The sequence below is a fragment of the Methylotenera sp. genome (assembly GCF_036401095.1).
Lineage (GTDB): Bacteria > Pseudomonadota > Gammaproteobacteria > Burkholderiales > Methylophilaceae > Methylotenera.
The window spans coordinates 1-17377 of sequence record NZ_DASWWA010000016.1; the positions used below are offsets into that span (position 1 = coordinate 1).

General features: G+C 46.5%; 21 protein-coding genes. 3 read left to right on the forward strand and 18 right to left on the reverse strand.

Translation table 11 applies throughout. From position 1 onward, the window contains the following. From VGD82_RS09060 to VGD82_RS09090, 7 genes are all read right to left on the reverse strand, one after another. On the reverse strand, positions 1-89 hold an 89-nt coding region (locus tag VGD82_RS09060), incomplete at its 3' end, for an aspartate 1-decarboxylase (RefSeq protein WP_331020207.1). Between the two features lie 45 nt (positions 90-134). After that, positions 135-998 carry a pantoate--beta-alanine ligase gene (gene panC / locus VGD82_RS09065; RefSeq protein ID WP_331020089.1) on the reverse strand — a complete coding sequence of 288 codons (864 nt, stop codon included), beginning with the start codon at positions 996-998 and terminating at the stop codon, positions 135-137. A 19-nt stretch (positions 999-1017) separates the two neighbouring features. Continuing rightward, positions 1018-1830 (reverse strand): 3-methyl-2-oxobutanoate hydroxymethyltransferase, encoded by an 813-nt coding sequence (gene panB, locus VGD82_RS09070; protein ID WP_331020090.1) that lies wholly within the window; start codon positions 1828-1830, stop codon positions 1018-1020. A 16-nt stretch (positions 1831-1846) separates the two neighbouring features. Continuing rightward, positions 1847-2494: a deoxynucleoside kinase gene (locus VGD82_RS09075; protein ID WP_331020091.1), complete on the reverse strand. Its 648-nt coding sequence runs from the start codon at positions 2492-2494 to the stop codon at positions 1847-1849. 3 nt (positions 2495-2497) lie between these two features. Next, a complete protein-coding gene (gene folK / locus VGD82_RS09080) occupies positions 2498-3007 on the reverse strand; it encodes a 2-amino-4-hydroxy-6-hydroxymethyldihydropteridine diphosphokinase (protein WP_414684495.1) in 510 nt (169 codons plus the stop codon). Beyond that, positions 3007-4446, reverse strand: coding sequence for a polynucleotide adenylyltransferase PcnB (gene pcnB, locus VGD82_RS09085; RefSeq protein WP_331020093.1), 1440 nt, complete (start codon positions 4444-4446; stop codon positions 3007-3009). The genes folK and pcnB overlap by 1 nt, the downstream gene beginning before the upstream one ends. 116 nt (positions 4447-4562) lie before the next feature. Continuing rightward, positions 4563-5111: a cob(I)yrinic acid a,c-diamide adenosyltransferase gene (locus VGD82_RS09090; RefSeq protein WP_331020094.1), complete on the reverse strand. Its 549-nt coding sequence runs from the start codon at positions 5109-5111 to the stop codon at positions 4563-4565. A 134-nt stretch (positions 5112-5245) separates the two neighbouring features. On the opposite strand from VGD82_RS09090, the gene murI reads away from it, so the two are divergent. Then, complete coding sequence (gene murI / locus VGD82_RS09095; protein ID WP_331020095.1) at positions 5246-6058, forward strand: glutamate racemase; 813 nt, start codon at positions 5246-5248, stop codon at positions 6056-6058. Here murI and VGD82_RS09100 read toward each other — a convergent pair. From VGD82_RS09100 to VGD82_RS09110, 3 genes are read right to left on the reverse strand one after another with little or no spacing between them, the layout of a single operon-like run. After that, a complete protein-coding gene (locus VGD82_RS09100; RefSeq protein WP_331020096.1) occupies positions 6053-6496 on the reverse strand; it encodes a GNAT family N-acetyltransferase in 444 nt (147 codons plus the stop codon). The two genes, murI and VGD82_RS09100, sit on opposite strands and share 6 nt — an antisense overlap. A 30-nt stretch (positions 6497-6526) precedes the next feature. Next, the gene (locus tag VGD82_RS09105) at positions 6527-6718 is read right to left on the reverse strand and encodes a zinc-finger domain-containing protein (RefSeq protein WP_331020097.1); all 192 of its coding nucleotides are present in this window, start codon (positions 6716-6718) and stop codon (positions 6527-6529) included. Positions 6719-6773: 55 nt separating this feature from the next. Further along, on the reverse strand, positions 6774-7718 hold the full coding sequence (locus VGD82_RS09110; protein WP_331020098.1) for a branched-chain amino acid transaminase: 945 nt from the start codon (positions 7716-7718) through the stop codon (positions 6774-6776). Between the two features lie 149 nt (positions 7719-7867). Here VGD82_RS09110 and VGD82_RS09115 point away from each other — a divergent pair, with 149 nt between their 5' ends. Continuing rightward, on the forward strand, positions 7868-8476 hold the full coding sequence (locus tag VGD82_RS09115; protein WP_331020208.1) for an SCO family protein: 609 nt from the start codon (positions 7868-7870) through the stop codon (positions 8474-8476). 75 nt (positions 8477-8551) lie between these two features. On the opposite strand, the gene VGD82_RS09120 is transcribed toward VGD82_RS09115, so the two are convergent. From VGD82_RS09120 to lnt, 6 genes are all read right to left on the reverse strand, one after another. After that, complete coding sequence (locus VGD82_RS09120; RefSeq protein WP_331020099.1) at positions 8552-9259, reverse strand: SprT family zinc-dependent metalloprotease; 708 nt, start codon at positions 9257-9259, stop codon at positions 8552-8554. A 10-nt stretch (positions 9260-9269) separates the two neighbouring features. After that, entirely contained in the window at positions 9270-9974 is a 705-nt protein-coding gene (locus VGD82_RS09125; protein ID WP_331020100.1) for a lysophospholipid acyltransferase family protein, read from the reverse strand. 38 nt (positions 9975-10012) lie between these two features. After that, positions 10013-10555, reverse strand: a complete 543-nt coding sequence (gene gmhB / locus VGD82_RS09130; protein WP_331020101.1) for a D-glycero-beta-D-manno-heptose 1,7-bisphosphate 7-phosphatase — start codon at positions 10553-10555, stop codon at positions 10013-10015. Positions 10556-10655: 100 nt separating this feature from the next. After that, positions 10656-12767, reverse strand: a complete 2112-nt coding sequence (gene glyS, locus VGD82_RS09135; protein WP_331020102.1) for a glycine--tRNA ligase subunit beta — start codon at positions 12765-12767, stop codon at positions 10656-10658. A 3-nt stretch (positions 12768-12770) separates the two neighbouring features. Beyond that, positions 12771-13727 carry a glycine--tRNA ligase subunit alpha gene (gene glyQ, locus VGD82_RS09140; RefSeq protein WP_331020103.1) on the reverse strand — a complete coding sequence of 319 codons (957 nt, stop codon included), beginning with the start codon at positions 13725-13727 and terminating at the stop codon, positions 12771-12773. A gap of 64 nt (positions 13728-13791) precedes the next feature. Continuing rightward, positions 13792-15300: an apolipoprotein N-acyltransferase gene (gene lnt / locus VGD82_RS09145; protein ID WP_331020104.1), complete on the reverse strand. Its 1509-nt coding sequence runs from the start codon at positions 15298-15300 to the stop codon at positions 13792-13794. A 195-nt stretch (positions 15301-15495) separates the two neighbouring features. Between lnt and mscL the strand changes: the two genes are divergently transcribed. Next, positions 15496-15918: a large conductance mechanosensitive channel protein MscL gene (gene mscL, locus VGD82_RS09150; protein ID WP_331020105.1), complete on the forward strand. Its 423-nt coding sequence runs from the start codon at positions 15496-15498 to the stop codon at positions 15916-15918. A 67-nt stretch (positions 15919-15985) separates the two neighbouring features. Here the strand turns inward: mscL and VGD82_RS09155 are convergent, their stop codons facing one another. Together VGD82_RS09155 and VGD82_RS09160 are read right to left on the reverse strand one after the other, a co-directional pair. Continuing rightward, on the reverse strand, positions 15986-16372 hold the full coding sequence (locus tag VGD82_RS09155; protein WP_331020106.1) for a hypothetical protein: 387 nt from the start codon (positions 16370-16372) through the stop codon (positions 15986-15988). Positions 16373-16503: 131 nt separating this feature from the next. Next, positions 16504-17376: an HlyC/CorC family transporter gene (locus VGD82_RS09160; protein WP_331020107.1), complete on the reverse strand. Its 873-nt coding sequence runs from the start codon at positions 17374-17376 to the stop codon at positions 16504-16506. Between the last annotated feature and the right edge of the window lies 1 nt (position 17377).

The following is a 17377-nucleotide window of genomic DNA, read 5'->3' on the forward strand; positions in this document are numbered from 1 at the left end:
TCATCTATCGCACAGCTACCTTCGTAGTGTAATTCCGAGTGCGTGACGTGTACGCGGTGCAACTTAGATTTAAGCATGGTTCTTTGCATGTGCTTAACCGTTTTTCAAAAGGGATTGCATTATAGTCTTTTCAATCACTTAGCGCAAAAATCAATATTATCAATCAATCTGGTATTACCCAGCTTCGCAGCAATTAAGACAACAAGCCGCGTGCCTTGGTTCGTATCTTGGCTCGTTGCAGGCTGTAAAGTACTGGCTGCGCGCACTGAAATATAGTCCACCAACCAGCCTTTTTGCGTCAAGGATTGTGATGCAGACTGGGTCAAATCTGCAAAATTGGTATTACCTTGTTTAATCTGATTAACGATATTCACTAAGCATTGATGCAATTGTGCCGCCTCTGCTTTTTGCGCAGGCGTTAAATAGCCGTTACGCGAGCTCATGGCGAGGCCGCTTGGTTCGCGCACCGTGTCGCCGGCAACAATCTGTATCGGTAAGTTAAATTGCCGCACCAGCTCTTTAATGACAAACACTTGCTGGAAGTCTTTTTTGCCAAAGATAGCCACTTGCGGCATGACTAAGTTAAATAGCTTCATGACGACCGTGGCCACGCCTGAAAAGTGACCGGGGCGTGAGGCGCCGCATAGCTCTGAGGCAATCGGCGGCGCGGAGATGGTCATGGTCTGGTGCAGTTGTTTGCCATCAAAATCCGGGTACATTTCCGTCACGCTAGGGATGAACACAATGTCTGCGCCTGCGTCTTCCAACCTTTTGCAATCAGCTTCCAGCGTGCGGGGGTAGCTGGCTAAGTCTTCATTCGGGCCAAACTGTAGCGGGTTGACGAAAATGCTGGCGACTACACATTGCGCATGCTGTCTGGCTAAACTCACCAGTGCGATGTGCCCATCATGCAGGTTGCCCATGGTAGGCACAAAGGCAATGCTGTTGTGTGCCTTGAGTGTCGCTCTGAGTTCGTCAGCAGTGTAGATGCGTTGCATATATTGGCTACAGTCGTGGTTAGTAACTATGCTCAGGTGCGGGAAAGGTTTTGTCTTTCACGGCTTTTACATAGTTGCTCACAGCTTGTTGTACGCTGTTGGTATCAGCTAAAAAGTTTTTTACAAATCTGGGAGCTTTGAACTCACTAGGGTGTTTGCTGGCTACGCCATTATAAATTCCCAGCACGTCTTGAATGACCAGTACTTGCCCATCGCAATCTACGCCAGCGCCAATGCCTATGGTGAGTGCGGTAATGCCGTCTGTAATCTGTTTTGCCAATGCGGCCGGTACCATTTCCAGCACCATCATGCTGACGCCGGCGTTGCTCATGTCGATGGCATCTTGCATGATTTGATGGGCGCTTTCTTCGGTTTTACCCTGAATTTTATAGCCGCCAAGCTGATTAACAGACTGCGGTGTGAACCCCAAGTGCGCACAGACCGGAATGCCGCGTTCAATCAGATAGCGTGCGGTTTTTACACGTTCGCCACCACCTTCAAATTTAACCATGTGTGCACCGGAGCGAATCAGCCACTCTGCATTTTTGTAAGCAGCCTCGTTATCATGCTCGTAGCTGCCTACGGGCATGTCGGCAATAATCAAGGTGTTAGGTGCACCAGCCGCAACGCTTTTGGTATGGTAAGTCATGTGATGCATGCTCACGTTGAGGGTGTTTTCTGCCCCCTGTAATACCATGCCTAGCGAGTCACCCACTAATAGGATATCCACGTCTGCATATGCCATTAACTTAGCGAAAGTGGCGTCATAGCAGGTGAGCATGGCGATTTTCTCGCCGCTAGCGGCCATTTCATGTAGCTTAGGTAATGTCATGTACGTATACCAAAGGTTATTCAAAGTTGGGATTAAAGAACTCGCGCTGTCCTTTAATCTGCATGATGCGATCGAGCAGCAAGTTGAGCGAGCTGCCGTTTTTAACAATATTAAGCTTCTCGTTGTTGACGATCAAGACTGGAGAAGTGTCGTAGTTGTGGAATAGGTCGCTGTATGCGTTGGCGAGGCGCTCAATATACTCTCTTGGGATTTCTTGCTCGTAGCTGACGCTACGCTCTTCAATGCGCTCCATTAAAGAGTCGATAGGCGTTTGCAGGTAAATCACTAAATCTGGTTTAGGCGCCTTAAGTTGCAGGTGCTGATAGATCTGATGATACAGCGCATATTCTTCATCATCTAAATTGAGCCTGGCAAATAACGGGTCTTTTTCTAAAAAGAAATCGGCGACTATCGGTTTTGCAAACATGTCGCGCTGGCTTAACTCTTTGATTTGATTAGCACGCTGAAACAAAAAGAACAGCTGGGTAGGCAGGCCATAGCGTTGAGCATCTTGATAAAAGCGCGGTAGAAAGGGATTAGCCTCTGCTTTCTCAGACAGATAATCCACTGGGAATTTATCAGCCAGCATTTTTGAGAGTGTGGTTTTGCCACAGCCAATCGGGCCTTCAACAACGATGTACGGAAATTTATTAAAAATGCTCATGTCTTAACTTACCGAAGGTAATTTATTTGCAGGTGGTAATTTATTGATACCTAATACTATGCCAGGTGTCATCAATGCAGCTATTTTGCCATGATTTGGGATAGAAATATCCGGTGCGATTTCAAATAATGGCAATAGTACAAAGCCGCGTATATGCATGCGCGGGTGTGGTAGGGTGAGTTTTGGCGTATTCAGAGTGATGTCTTCATATAGCAGCAAGTCGCAATCCAATACGCGTGGCGCATTAATATAAGGCCGCTCTCGCCCTGCAATATTTTCAATATTGAGTATGGCGTCAAGTAAGGCCTCAGGCGCAAGGGTGGTTTCCACTTCAGCCACGGCATTAATAAAATCAGGTGCAGTATCGATGCAGTCAATCGGTGCCGTCTGGTAAAGCGATGATTGCTTGAGCAGGCGCGTTTCTGGCAACTGGTTCAAGGCAGTTAACGCGCGCTCTACCTGTGCTTTGGGGTCTTCTAGGTTGCTGCCAAGTGCAACAAAAGCGCGTTTCATCATGATTCAGAGGGCGCGTTGCTTGGTTTTTTGCGATTTCTTTTTCTACGTTTTTTAGGGGCGTTGTCAGCCTCTAGCATCGCTTGGCGTGTTTCATTATCTGCTTCTGCAAATGTGGTCCACCATGTGCCTAGCTCTGCTGGCAGTTCGCCAGACTCGCAGCGCAGTAGCAGGAAGTCGTAACCGGCACGGTAGCGCGGATGTATTAGTAAGCCAAATGGGCGTTTGCCTGAGCGCTGCTCAAAGCGCGGTTGCATGCCCCAGATTTCTTTCATGGTTGCAGTGTAGCGGTTATGAATCGCCAGTTTCTCGGCCTGTGAGGCAAGTACCTCACTCATGGCCATATGCAGTGCAGGAATAGGCGGGTTACCATCTTTTTTATAGACTTCCCACGCGGCCAGCACTTCATGCCACAGCAAGGTGGCAAACAGGAAGCTAGGGTTAGCAGACTTGCCCGACAAAATACGTTCGTCTGTGTTTTTGAGTGCGAGCATAACAAAGCGCTCGCCCATAGGTTGCTCTAGCACCACATCTAACATAGGAAGCAAGCCGTGATGTAGATGCTGTTGGCGCAGTGCGCTTACGCTCTCAATGGCGTGTCCGGATAAAAATAGCTTGAGCATTTCATCAAACAAGCGGCTAGGCGGTACGTCTTGCAGTAAGTCTGCCATTTTGGCGATAGGCGCCATGGTAGCTGAATCAATTTTTAGCCCCAGCTTTGCGGACAGGCGTACCACGCGCAGCATACGCACTGGGTCTTCGGCATAACGTGTTTCAGGTTTGCCTATCATGCGCAGGATACCAGCCTGAATGTCGGCAAATCCTTGGTGGAAATCTAGTACGATTTCACTGGTGGGATCGTAATACAGGGCGTTGGCAGTAAAGTCACGGCGAGTCGCATCTTCTTCCAGACTGCCAAACACATTATCGCGAATGATGCGGCCACTTTCATTGGTGTGGGCATCACCTTTGGCCTCATGGTGGCCGCGGAATGTAGAAACCTCTATGGTTTCATCGCCAAACAACACATGTACTAGCCTAAAGCGTCTGCCGATAATACGTGAGCGTCTAAATACGCGGTTAACTTCTTCAGGTGTGGCATCTGTGGCTACGTCAAAATCTTTAGGCACGCGCTGCAATAGTAAGTCACGCACTGCACCGCCTACGATATAGGCTTCAAACCCTGCTTTTTGCAGGCCCTCAATGGTTTTTATTGCCGCATTGCTTAACAGCCTGCGGTCAATTTGATGCTTTTTTAGCGGAATGCTGATGGCGTTGTCTGCATTACTGCCTTTTCTTTTGGCAGATTTCTTTGTACCTAAGATGGGACGCGTTGCATGCTGAGTTTTTGCGTTTTCCGGCTTGGCTCGCAGTGGAGTTTCGTGCGCAGTTTTAGCGAGCTTAGGCTTAAAGATTTTGTTGAACAGTTTTCTTATCATGTTGAAATTATAGCTTAACCTATATTGATTCTAAAATCTGAATGATGCGGCAGTGCATGCTAGGTATGCTTTTAGTATTGCTTCCTGAGCAGCTTGCGCTAGCAGTCTGCCGGCGTTCAAGCTTGCTCGTTTTTCCACAATACGTCACTCACACCGGCTTCTTTGTTAATAATACGACACATCACAAATAATAAATCAGATAGACGATTTAAATATTGCAGAGAAATTTCAGTCACTTTTTCGTTATGGTGTAATTCAATGAGTTTTCGTTCTGCACGACGGCATACCGTGCGAGCTAAGTGGCAGAATGCCGCGCTTTTGGTGCCGCCAGGTAAGATAAATTCTTTTAATGGGCTAAGCTCGGTATTCAGCGTGTCTATGTTTTGTTCTAAATTATCTACACATGATGCGGTTAAGAGTGCATAACCTGGAATACAAATTTCCCCGCCCAAGTTAAATAAATCGTGCTGAATTTTAGTGAGCGTACCTTGCAAACGGGAAGAGACTCCTTCTGCCAAGATTAAGCCGATGACTGAGTTCAGTTCATCTACATCGCCCATTGCTTCTACGCGGATGCTGTCTTTGCTGATACGGCTACCATCGCCTAGCCCGGTGGTGCCATTATCGCCAGTACGTGTGTAAATTTTACTTAAACGGTTACCCATTATTCATCCTTATGCTCTTGTGTCTATCATGATTGATGCTGGCTTTGTTGCGGTATGCCATTGAGCATTTAATCGTGCCAACAGTTTATAATGTCTGCATTGTAACTTAACCGCTCAACCATAACTGTTTAACCATGACCGATCAATTTACTACGCATGATATTAAGCAAAGACCAGTTGCTGTTTTTGACTCTGGTGTGGGTGGCATTTCGGTTTTGCAGCACATTCAAGCATTGTTGCCTAATGAACAGTTGCTGTACGTGGCCGACAGTAAGTACGCGCCTTATGGCAATAAAAGCTCAGCGGAGATTCAAGCACGCTGTGTGGAAATTTCAGATTTTCTAATCGCAAACCACGCTAAAGCCATCGTAGTGGCGTGTAATACGGCGACTGCGGCGGCGATTGATATGATGCGTGAGCGATATAAGCTTCCAATTATCGGTATGGAGCCGGCAGTTAAGCCGGCTGCTGCGGCCTCAACAAATGGCATTATCGGCGTGCTGGCAACTACAGGTACATTGAAAAGTGCCCAATTTGCAGGCTTGCTAGAAAGCTATGGCCGCAATGTAAAAGTAGTCACGCAGGCTTGTGTGGGCCTAGTGGAGTGTGTAGAGCGCGGAGAGTTGCAAGCTGATAGTACGTTGCAGTTGGTTAAAAAATATTGCCAGCCATTACTGGATGAAGGTGCAGATACCATTGTGCTTGGCTGTACGCACTACCCCTTTGTGCGGCCATTGATAGAACAGGTGGTAGGCGAGCAGGTGAGCTTGATTGATACTGGCGCTGCGGTAGCTAAACAGTTGCAAAAGCGATTAGCCGAGCTTGATTTGCTCACTAGCGAGTCGCAGCTGGGGAGTGTGCGGTTTTGGACTAATAGCACTGCCGATAATGCAAAGCAGGTGGTGGAGCGTTTGTGGAAGCAGCCAGCAGCAGTTAGTGTGCTATAGCTTGATGTCGTAAGTTACCCATTTGGTTTGTGTGGCGACTTTATCGTAGATGTTTCTTGCCGGGTAATTATTTTCCGCAGTAATCCAGCGTAGCACAGACCAGTTCTTTTCTTTTGCGATTTGCGTTACAGCTTCAATCAGCTTTGCCCCTATCGCCTTACCGCGGGCAGATGGGGTGACAAACAGGTCATCTAAGTAACCGCCAGTTGAGGCTGACAGTGGCCGTGCAAATGGCCGGTAATGCGCGATGCCAACCGCAATGCCTTCATGGTTGGTGGCTATCAAACCATTTACTTCGTGATTGGGATTGTGTAGCCAAGACCAGACTTGGTCTCGCATTTCTTGAGTCTGTGTAACTTGGTAAAACTCCGCATACGCCGCGTATAGACTACACCAACAGGTGTAGTCGGCGATAGCAATGGGGCGGACGGAGATCATTGCAGAGGCGCTACCTGCTATTGCTAGTAGCTAGTGATGATGGCCAACGACTTCACCAGCTTTTAATTTGTATTTTGTGCCACAGTAAGGGCAGGCAACATGGCCTGTTTTCGCCACGTCTAAAAATACACGTGGGTGAGATGACCATAATGCCACCTCTGGTGTTGGGCAGTGCAACGGCAGGTCTTTAGCTGATACTTCGATTTCATTCGCGTTAGACATTAAAAGATCCTTAATTTCACCATTCCCGCGCAAGCGGGAATGGTGGTGTTAGTTTTTATACTAATGTTAACCAGTCTGCGTGTTTTGCAGATTTGCCTGTCACTACATCAAAGTACAGTTTTTGTAATTGTTTAGTGATTGGGCCAGCAGTGCCTGTACCGATTGCGCGGTTATCTAGCTCACGGATTGGCGTTACTTCAGCAGCAGTGCCTGTGAAGAATGCTTCATCAGCGCCATAAACTTCATCGCGTGTGATGCGTTTTTCAATCACTTGGATGCCTAGTTCAGTAGCCAATTGCACGATAGTGTCGCGGGTGATGCCTTCTAGCGCGCTGGTTAGGTCTGGCGTGTAAAGCTTGCCGTTACGCACGATAAATATGTTTTCGCCAGAGCCTTCTGCAACAAAGCCGTCAACATCCAGCAATAAAGCCTCTTGGTAACCATCTTGAGCAGCTTCTTGGTGTGCCAGAATGCTGTTCATGTAGTTGCCGTTGGCTTTGGCTTTACACATAGTGATGTTTACATGGTGACGTGAGAATGATGATGTTTTCACGCGAATACCGTTATCTAAAGCATCTTGACCCATGTAAGCGCCCCATTTCCATGCAGCCACGATAACATGTGTAGAAAGTGTTTTTGCAGAGATACCCATTGCTTCTGCGCCATAAAACGCCATTGGGCGCATGTAAGCAGATTCTAGATTGTTATCACGTACTGCTGCTTTTTGCGCTTCGATGAGCTCTTCTTTGCTGTAAGGCATTTTCATGCCTAAGATATGCGCAGAGCGGAATAATCTGTCGGTATGCTCTTTCAAGCGGAAAATTGCAGTGCCTTTGTCTGTTTTGTAGGCGCGTACACCTTCAAACACGCCCATACCGTAGTGCAATGTGTGTGTTAAAACGTGGGTGGTGGCATCACGCCAGTTCACCATCTTACCGTCATACCAAATTACGCCGTCGCGGTCTGCCATACCGCCAGAAGTTGCTGCAGGGTTAGCCATGCTGAGTCCTTAAAATGCTTGAAGTTTTGCAAAAGTAATATTGTAAACGAGTGCGCACTTGGTTTGCAGTAATTTCTATGATTTGTAGATAAATTTATCATGCAACATGTTGAATTTATTGTGCATGGTAGAATCTTTACCTATTAATGATGCTGCAAAGGTGTGATTCAGTGAATAAATTCATCAGATTGATATTGTTGGTGCTATTGCTGCCAGTATTGGTGAGCTGCGGCTCTGCAAATAATGCACAAAAATTTAATACTACAGATATTACTGGTGTGGACTTTGGCAGCCAGCTTAATCTGACCGATCACACTGGAAAAGCACGTTCATTGAGTGATTTTAAAGGTAAAGTAGTGGCCTTGTTTTTTGGTTACACGCATTGCCCAGATGTGTGCCCAACCACGCTTAACGATATGAAGCAAAGCAAGAAACTACTAGGCGCGAACGCTAGTGAACTGCAAGTGCTGTTTGTGACCTTGGACCCAGAGCGTGACACACAGCCATTGCTGGCGCAATTTGTGCCCGCGTTTGATCCTAGTTTTATCGGTCTGTATGGGACTAAAGAGCAAACGGCGGCTGTGCTTAAGGATTTTAAGATTTTTGCAGCAAAAGTAGAGAACAAAGGCCGCAGTGGTTACACCATAGACCATAGTGCGGGGGTGTATGTATTTGATAAAACCGGCAAGATTCGCCTGTATGTGGATTACGGCACCAAGCCCGATTTGATTGCGGGTGATATTCAAAAACTGCTGTAATTGCTCGCTGCAAGCTAGCCTGCTAGGCTAGATAATATGCAATTTAAATCACGCGTAACTTAAATCACGGTTGGTTTAAATTAAATGTAATTTTGGCGACCAAGCTTTCAGCTCTTTTTCTGCGGCTTTGTACTCTGGGAAAATGCTGGCAACCACTGCCCAGAATTTTGCTGAGTGATTCATCTCTTTTAAATGTGCTAGCTCATGACACACTACGTAATTGATAATGTGCGGCGGCGCTTGTAGCAAACGCCAGTTGAGCCGAATTTCTTTTCTGGAATTGCAGCTACCCCAACGCGAACGTGCGTTGGATAAAAATAACTCAGGTGTAGGCACGCCTAACTTGGTAGCAAAAAGTGCTAAGCGTCTGGAAAAGTCAGTCAACGCCTGTTTTTTATACCATTGCAGCACTTTACGCTCTACTGCACTTGGCTCATCGTGATTCGGCATGGCAAGCTGTAAAAAGCCTGGCGTATATTCAACCGCTCTTGAGCGAGTATCCTGTTTTGTCACCAGCATGATATTGTTGCCAAGCAATAACAGCTGGTCACCGTGTTGCCATTGCATCGGTGGTTGTTGGTTGGCGCTGCGCGCCTCTAGTTTTTTTAGTATCCAATCCGCTTTTTGCGCAATCAGGCTTTCAAGAATAGTTTGTGCGATGCGCTTGGGCGCATGAACAACCAAGCCTTCTTGCGTGATTTTGAGGCCAACAGTACGGCGTTGCCTGCGTTCCAGTGTGTAATGAATTTGCTCACCAGAGGGGAGTTGGATGCAGTGGCTCATTGGTTTAACATTAGTCCAGCGTTGCCATTTCAGATTCTATCCAATGCTCAACCTGGCTGTTTAATGCATCGGTTTTAACGTTCACGGTTTGTATCGGCTTGCCGATATGTATCTGAATCACACCAGGCTTTTTGATAAAAGAGTTTTTAGCCCAAAACTTGCCTGCGTTATGCGCCACAGGTACGACCTGTGTTTCGGTATGGGTTGCCAGCCATGCGCCGCCAATATGATATTTGCCACGCTCGCCCGGTGCCTTGCGTGTGCCTTCAGGGAAAATCACTACCCACAAGCCTTTGGATAGCCTGGCTTTACCTTGTGCCACCAGTTTTTTCAGCGCTTCACGCCCTGCACTGCGGTCGATGGCAATTGGTGATGACATCGCCAAGCCCCAGCCGAATATTGGAATCCACAATAACTCACGTTTCAGCACGTAAACTTGCGTAGGGAAAATTGCCTGAAACGCTAAGGTTTCCCATGCGGACTGATGCTTTGCCAGAATAATGCTGGGCGTTGCTGGAATGTTCTCCAGCCCTTGGATTTCGTGCTTGATATTGCATGTAATGCGCAGCCACCAGATCATGCTGCGCGCCCAGCCTGAGATTAATACATTGCGGGTGACCGGCGCTAACGGCAGCGAGAGCAGGGCAATGAATGTAAAAATTGGTGCAGTAATAATCTGCCCGAGTAGGAATAATGTAGAGCGTAACAGCAGCATGGGCTTAGGTGTGTTCTGAAGTTTAGATGTATTCTGGGTTAGTTGTTTTCTGCAATGATATATTGCGCAGCTTCACTTAAATCGGCAAACACGATGGTCTTAGCTGGTAACTCACCAGAGCCTAGTGTGGTTTCACCCTTGCCGGTGCGCACTAAAATAGGCTGGCAACCTGCGTTTGCAAACGCTTGTAAATCGCGCAATGCATCGCCCACGCCGCATACCTGACTTAAATCCACAGAGAAGCGCTTGCCAATTTCCTTAATCATGCCGGTTTTTGGCTTGCGGCAGTTGCAGTTATCATCCGCCGAATGTGGGCAATAAAACACGGCATCAATACGCCCGCCCACCAGTGCCAGCTCGCGGTGCATTTTGTCATGGATGCTATTGAGCGTGGCCATATCAAACAAGCCACGGCTCACGCCGGATTGGTTAGTCGCCACCACTACCCTGAAACCAGACTGATTCAATAGAGCGATAGCTTCAAGACTGCCAGGGATGGCAATCCACTCATTAGGATTTTTAATGAAATTGGCGGAGTCCTGATTAATAACACCGTCACGATCTAATATCACTAACTTCATAAAGTAATCAATCCTGTTTGAATAGAAGCCATGGTTATGACATCAATGCCTTGGGCATACGCTACGGTCTTAACGTCATGAGTTATGTTACATGAAATAATTAACCTGCCAGCTTAGATAAATCGGCAACGCGGTTCATGGTTTGGTGCAGTGTTGCTAACAAACCTAGACGGTTTGCTTTAAGCGCTGCATCTTCTGCATTCACCATCACGTTGTCGAAGAAGTCATCCACCGGCGCTTTTAATGCGGCTAGTGCTTTTAATGAGTTGGTGTAGTCGCCGCTTTCAAACTGTTTATCTGCTTCTGGTTTCACGGCAATCAGTGCTTTATTCAGCGCAATTTCAGCGGCCTCTTGTAACAAGCTCACATTTACTTGCGCTTGCACTTCACCTTCCACTTTTTTCAGGATATTGCTGACGCGTTTGTTAGCAGCGGCTAATGCAGGTGCCTCAGCCAGTTCAGCAAAGGTGCGTACAGCCGCAAGGCGTTGTGGAATTTCACTGAGTAGAGCAGGGTCGAGTGAGAGTACTGCGTCTACTTCTTGTGCAGTAGCGCCGTTCTCACGCAAGTTAACACTCAGGCGGTCAAAGCAGAACTCTTTGATAGCTTGTACGGTAGCTGCGGCAGTGGCTGCATCATGCTCAAATGCTGCCAGTACGTCGTGTATCAGCTGCTCAAATGCTAATGGCAGATTGCTATCAATCAGCATGCGGATAATGCCGAGTGCTTGTCTACGTAAGGCAAATGGGTCTTTGTCGCCAGTTGGTTTTTCGCCAATACTGAACAGGCCAACTAGAGTTTCCAGTTTATCTGCCAATGCAACGGTTATACCTACTTGATTGCGTGGTAAGTCATCGCCTGCAAAGCGTGGTTTGTAATGGTCTTCAATCGCAAAAGCCACTTCGTTATCCAAGCCTTCATGCTGCGCATAGTAGCGCCCCATGATGCCTTGCAACTCAGGGAACTCACCTACCATGTCGGTAATCAAGTCAGTTTTTGCCAATTGCGCGGCGAGGGCGGCTTTTGCTGCTAACTCGGCACCACTTAGCTGTTTGCCAATGGCAGTGGCAATCGCTACTACACGTTGAGCACGCTGGCCTTGTGAGCCTAGCTTATTATGGTAAACCACTTTTTCTAAGCTGCTAATTCGTGATTCCAGTGTTTTTTTGCGGTCTTGGTCGAAGAAGAACTTCGCATCTGCCAAGCGTGGGCGTACCACGCGCTCGTTACCGCCAATCACTGCAGATGGGTCGGCAGGGCAAATGTTAGACACGATTAAGAACTTATTCGTTAATTTGTTATTACCGTCTAATAATGGAAAGTACTTTTGATTCGCCTTCATGGTAAGAATCAAACATTCTTGCGGTACTTCCAAATAAACTTCTTCAAACTGACCAAGTAGCACATTTGGACGCTCTACCAATGCGGTCACTTCATCTAGCAATGCATCGTCGTCAATCGGTTTTAGGCCTTGTTTAGCGGCAGCTGCGGTGAGTTGGCGTACGATTTCAGCTCGGCGCTCAGCAAAGCTTGCAATCACTGCGCCTTCTGTTTTGAGTTGTTCAGCGTAGCTGTCTGCGTTTTTAATCACTACATTGGCTGATGCAGCCTCAAAGCGGTGACCTTGCGTTTGGTTGCCTGCGTTTAAGCCGAGCGCGTTGGTTGCAACAATATCACTACCATGCAATGCGATTAAGCCATGCGCTGGGCGCACGAAGTTCACGCTGCTCCAGCCATCAGCGAGTTGGTAGGTCATGACTTTAGGGATAGGCAGTTTTTGGATAGCTTCTTCAATTGCTTTTTGTAAGCCATCGTTCAGCACTGCGCCTTTTTGCGTCACTTCCAAAAACAGCGCTTCATTTTTGCCATCCATTTGTTTGCTTAGCTGTGACACCGCGGCTTCGTCTAAACCCATGCCGTTTAAGCGTTTAATCAGAGCAGGTGTGGCGTTGCCATTAGCATCCAAGCCTACGCTCACTGGCATCAGTTTTTGCGAGATTTGTTTATCTTTTGCTTGTGCCGCAATCGCGGTAATGTGTGCTGCCAAACGGCGCGGTGTCGCAAATGAAGTAACCACTGAATCGTCAGCGGATAAACCTTGAAGTTTCAAGGTTTCAAATAGGGTATTGCTGAATGCTTCGCCTAGTTTTTTCAGTGCTTTTGGTGGCAGCTCTTCTACAAATAATTCTACAAGTAAGTTTTGTTGTGACATGATTTAAGCAACCTTCTTATCTTTTTCTTGTTTCTCTTTATCGAGCTTGGCTAGTACTTCATCCGCCCAATCTTTTGGCGCCATTGGGAAGCCAAGTCTGGCGCGGCTATCTAGGTAGCTGGCAGCAACAGAGCGTGCTAAGTTGCGGATGCGGCCAATGTAGCCTGCGCGCTCGGTGACAGAAATCGCACCTCGTGCATCAAGTAAGTTAAAGGTATGGGCTGCTTTGAGTACTTGCTCATAAGCAGGCAGCGCCAGTTGGTTTTCCATCAAGTGCTTGGCTTGCTTTTCATGCGCATTGAACGCGGTAAATAAGAAGTCAGCATCAGAGTGCTCAAAGTTGTAAGCACTTTGCTCTTGTTCGTTTTGTAGGTATACATCGCCATAGCTTAAGGCTTTGCCTTTTGCATCACGTGTCCAAGTCAGGTTGTATACGTTATCCACGCCTTGTAGGTACATGGCTAAACGCTCTAAGCCATAAGTGATTTCGCCTGTAATCGGTTTGCAGTCAATGCCGCCTACTTGTTGGAAGTAAGTAAATTGGGTCACTTCCATACCATTCAGCCAAACTTCCCAGCCTAAGCCCCATGCGCCCAGTGTTGGATTTTCCCAGTCATCCTCTACAAAGCGGATGTCATTTTGTTTTAAGTCAAAGCCTAGCGCTTCTAGTGAGCCTAAGTACAGTTCCAAAATATCAGCTGGTGCTGGTTTTAATACCACTTGGAATTGGTAGTAATGCTGTAAACGGTTTGGGTTTTCGCCATAACGACCATCTTTAGGGCGGCGGCTTGGTTGCACGTAAGCGGCTTTCCAAGGCTCTGGGCCTAATGAGCGTAAAAAGGTAGCGGTGTGCGAGGTGCCAGCGCCAACTTCCATGTCGTAAGATTGCAGAAGCGCACAGCCTTTGTCGCTCCAGTATTTTTGTAGGGTGAGAATAATCTCTTGAAATGTTAAAGCCATGATGTGTTTGTTGAAATTGGCGAAAAGTGCAATTTTACTTGGTTTTGTAATCTTGCAATAGGTTTTATCTTGATGACACTCTGTTACGTTTCCATAAGTACAGTAATAAGCCGAAGCATATGGCCAGAAATAGCCAGTTCCCCCAATATACATAAGGGGTTGTGCCGGTGTAGCCTTGGGCGTATCCATCCAGTGAGGTTTGCACAAAGTGTGGCGCGTGTGCTGTGAGATAGCCTTTTTGGTCGATAATTGCGGTTGCACCGGTATTGGTGGCGCGTAGCATCATGCGTCCGGTTTCCAGCGCACGCGCTTGAGAGAATTGTAAATGCTGATCTGCTGCGTATGATTCACCATACCACGCGTCGTTACTCACGTTAACCAATAACGAGGCTACGGGTAATTGGCGTATGATTTCTTCGCCAAACACATCTTCATAGCAAATGTTGACTGCCACCTTTGCGCCAGCCACTGACATAGGCTGCTGATATTTTGCACCACGCGATAAATCGCTCAGTGGCATGTTGAGCCAGTCGCGATATATCCAGCCAAACGCTACTTTTAATGGAATAAACTCACCAAATGGTACTAGGTGCGATTTGCGATAGGTCAGTGTTTGCTCACTTCCATAACTCAATACGCTATTAAAGTACTCACCCTCCTCACGTTCAATCATACCAACCAGAATGTCACCCTGATTTTTATGGGCATGTGCAACTAGCCTTGTTTTTAACTCTTGTGGAATTTCACTGGCAATCACGGGTAGCGCAGTTTCTGGCAGTACAATTAACTGTGCGCTGCTTTGCTCTGTCATGCTCAGGTATTGCTGCATGGTATGTTCAGCAAGTTCTGGTGCCCATTTCAGGTTTTGTTCAATATTACCTTGCAGTAGGCTTACGCTAAGGGGGTTGCCAATTGGTGTGGTCCACTCAATCTGCTTTAGCCCATAGCCGGTGGAGATGACTAATAGAATCGTGCCGATGGCGCCGCGTTGCCAGGCGGAAGTTTTTGGTTTGTTCGCTAGCCACACACCGATCACGCTCGCAATTAGCACTGTAATGAAAGTGACGCCATAAACACCAGTCATTGGCATATAGCCAGCTAAAGGGCTGGCTGGGACTTGGCTGTAGCCAATGGTTAGCCACGGGAACCCGGTAAATATCCAGCTTCTTATCCAGTCTGCAAGCGCCCAGAATATTGGAATAGCGATAATTATAGAGGTAGGCTGCTGCCCCATTTTTTTGCTCAACGCACCAACCGCGGCGGGAAATAACGCCAAAAATGCAGCTAATACAAAAGTGGAAAAAGCAGCCATGATGCTAGGCATGCCACCATACGTGTGCAGGCTAATGTAAATCCAATAAATTCCAACGCCAAATAGTCCTAAACCATAAGTAAAGCCGCTGATGGCCGCGGATTTTGCTGAGTCACTTAAAGTGATGAAGTAGATAACGCCAATCAGCGAGAGGATGCTGGCAGGGTAGAGGTAGTAAGGCGCAAAACCAAGCACACCAAAAGCACCTAGTGCAAAGAGCGTGACGGTTTTAATAATAGGGTTAGATTTGGAAAATAGCATGCTACGAATTGTAGCTTGTTAGTGCCTTAGATAACAAAAATTAACGTCTAAATTATGCTGTGCGGATTGGCTTATGTTGACATGGTGACTATATAAGTCATATATTTAATGACCAAGTAAGAAAAATATTAGAAATTAACCATACCTATTACAGATGTTGCATCTATCTGTACAATTTTATGACTGGAGAAATGCATGAGTATCGCGTCCGAATTTAAACAATTTGCTTTAAAAGGCAATGTCATGGATTTAGCAGTAGGTGTCATCATAGGCGCTGCATTTGGAAAGATTGTCGATTCTTTAGTGGGCGATATCATCATGCCGCTGATTGGTAAGGTGATTGGTAATGTAGATTTTAGTAATATGTTTGTTGCCTTGGCTGCAATTCCAGAGGGGAATCCTGGTACGTATGCTGCGCTTAAGCAAGCAGGGGTGCCTATGCTTGCCTACGGTAATTTTTTAACTATCGTGATTAACTTTGTTATTTTGGCATTTGTGATTTTTATGTTGGTGAAGCAAATGAATCGCCTGAAAAAAGCCGAGCCTGCACCACCACCTGCACCAACGGCAGAAGATATTATTCTTCTACGTGAAATTCGTGATGCATTAAAGAAATAAACTTAGATAGACTGGGAGTTTGGTAATAAAAAAAGCGCCGTTTTAGGCGCTTTTTAATGTGTACATCTTATTGAGCTGGTACTTCATACTGTTGGCCTGCGTCTAGACCTTCGCTACCGTCATTCTTTAAAAATGCAACCATCACTACCTTGTCATCAATAAAATCTAACTCGGTAGTTTCATAGTAAGAACCATCCGCGGCTGTATTGATAAAATGGTACAGCCAAATTGAAGCCACTACTTTACCTGAGCCTTTGACTTTTACATCGTCAGATTTTGCAGGCTCGCCAAACTGTTCAATAATTTGGGCTTTGCTAAATTTATTGATTGACTTTACAAAGTCCTGTTCTATTGTGGGGATGGTGGCCTTGCTGCTCGAGGCTTCCTCTGCCATTGCGGTTTGTGCCAATAGCGCCTGCGCAACAAAAAGACAAACAAACAATAAGTGCTTCATAACGAACTCCAGTTAAATTGGACTAAAGAATTGAGATTCACGACAACACAGAGTTATGAAATGAATCTCTAGACTTAGTTCCCTATCTACCTAATTTAAAATGGAATATATGAAGTCTTGCCTGGTTTTTGTTAGCCTTCAACTTCGATTGTAGGCTCTGTTTTCATTGAAACTAGAATGGTGTGCAGGCGGCGGCTGTCAGCGCGTAATACTTTTACGTGAATGCCGTTGAAGCTAACTTCCTCATTACGTTTTGGCAAATGGCCAAACTTGCTAACAACCAAGCCGCCTATGGTGGAGAATTCTTCGTCGCTGAAGGCTGTGCCTATAATTTCATTAAAGTCTGCAATCTCGGTAAGCGCTTTCACTCGGTATTGACCGTCTGCATTTTGAATGATGTTGTCTTCATCTTCATCGTAGTCGTACTCGTCTTCAATATCGCCTACAATTTGTTCCAATACGTCTTCAATGGTAACCATGCCCGCTACACCACCGTACTCATCTACCACAATGGCAATATGGTTGCGGTTGCTGCGGAACTCTTTCAGCAAAACGTTGAGGCGTTTTGCTTCTGGGATAAACACGGCAGGGCGTAACATATCGCGGACTTCAAAGTCTTCGCCCGCATAGTAGCGCAACAAATCTTTTGCCAGCAAAATGCCGATGACATCGTTTTTATTACCTTCAATCACAGGAAAGCGTGAGTGTGCAGTTTCAATTACATTAGGAATAAACACTTCGGGAGGTTCGGTGATATCAATGACATCCATTTGCGAGCGCGGAATCATGATGTCGCGCACTTGCATTTCACTTACTTGCAGCACGCCCTCAATCATTGCGAGCGAGTCAGCGTCCATTAAGCTATTTTCGTATGCGCTATGCAGTAGCTCGACCAGCTGTTCGCGGTCTTCGGGCTCCCGCAATAAGAAATTACTTAAACGTTCCAACAAGCTAGGCTTGTTACTTGATTTATGGTTACTTGGTTTTTCCGACTCGGTTGCCATT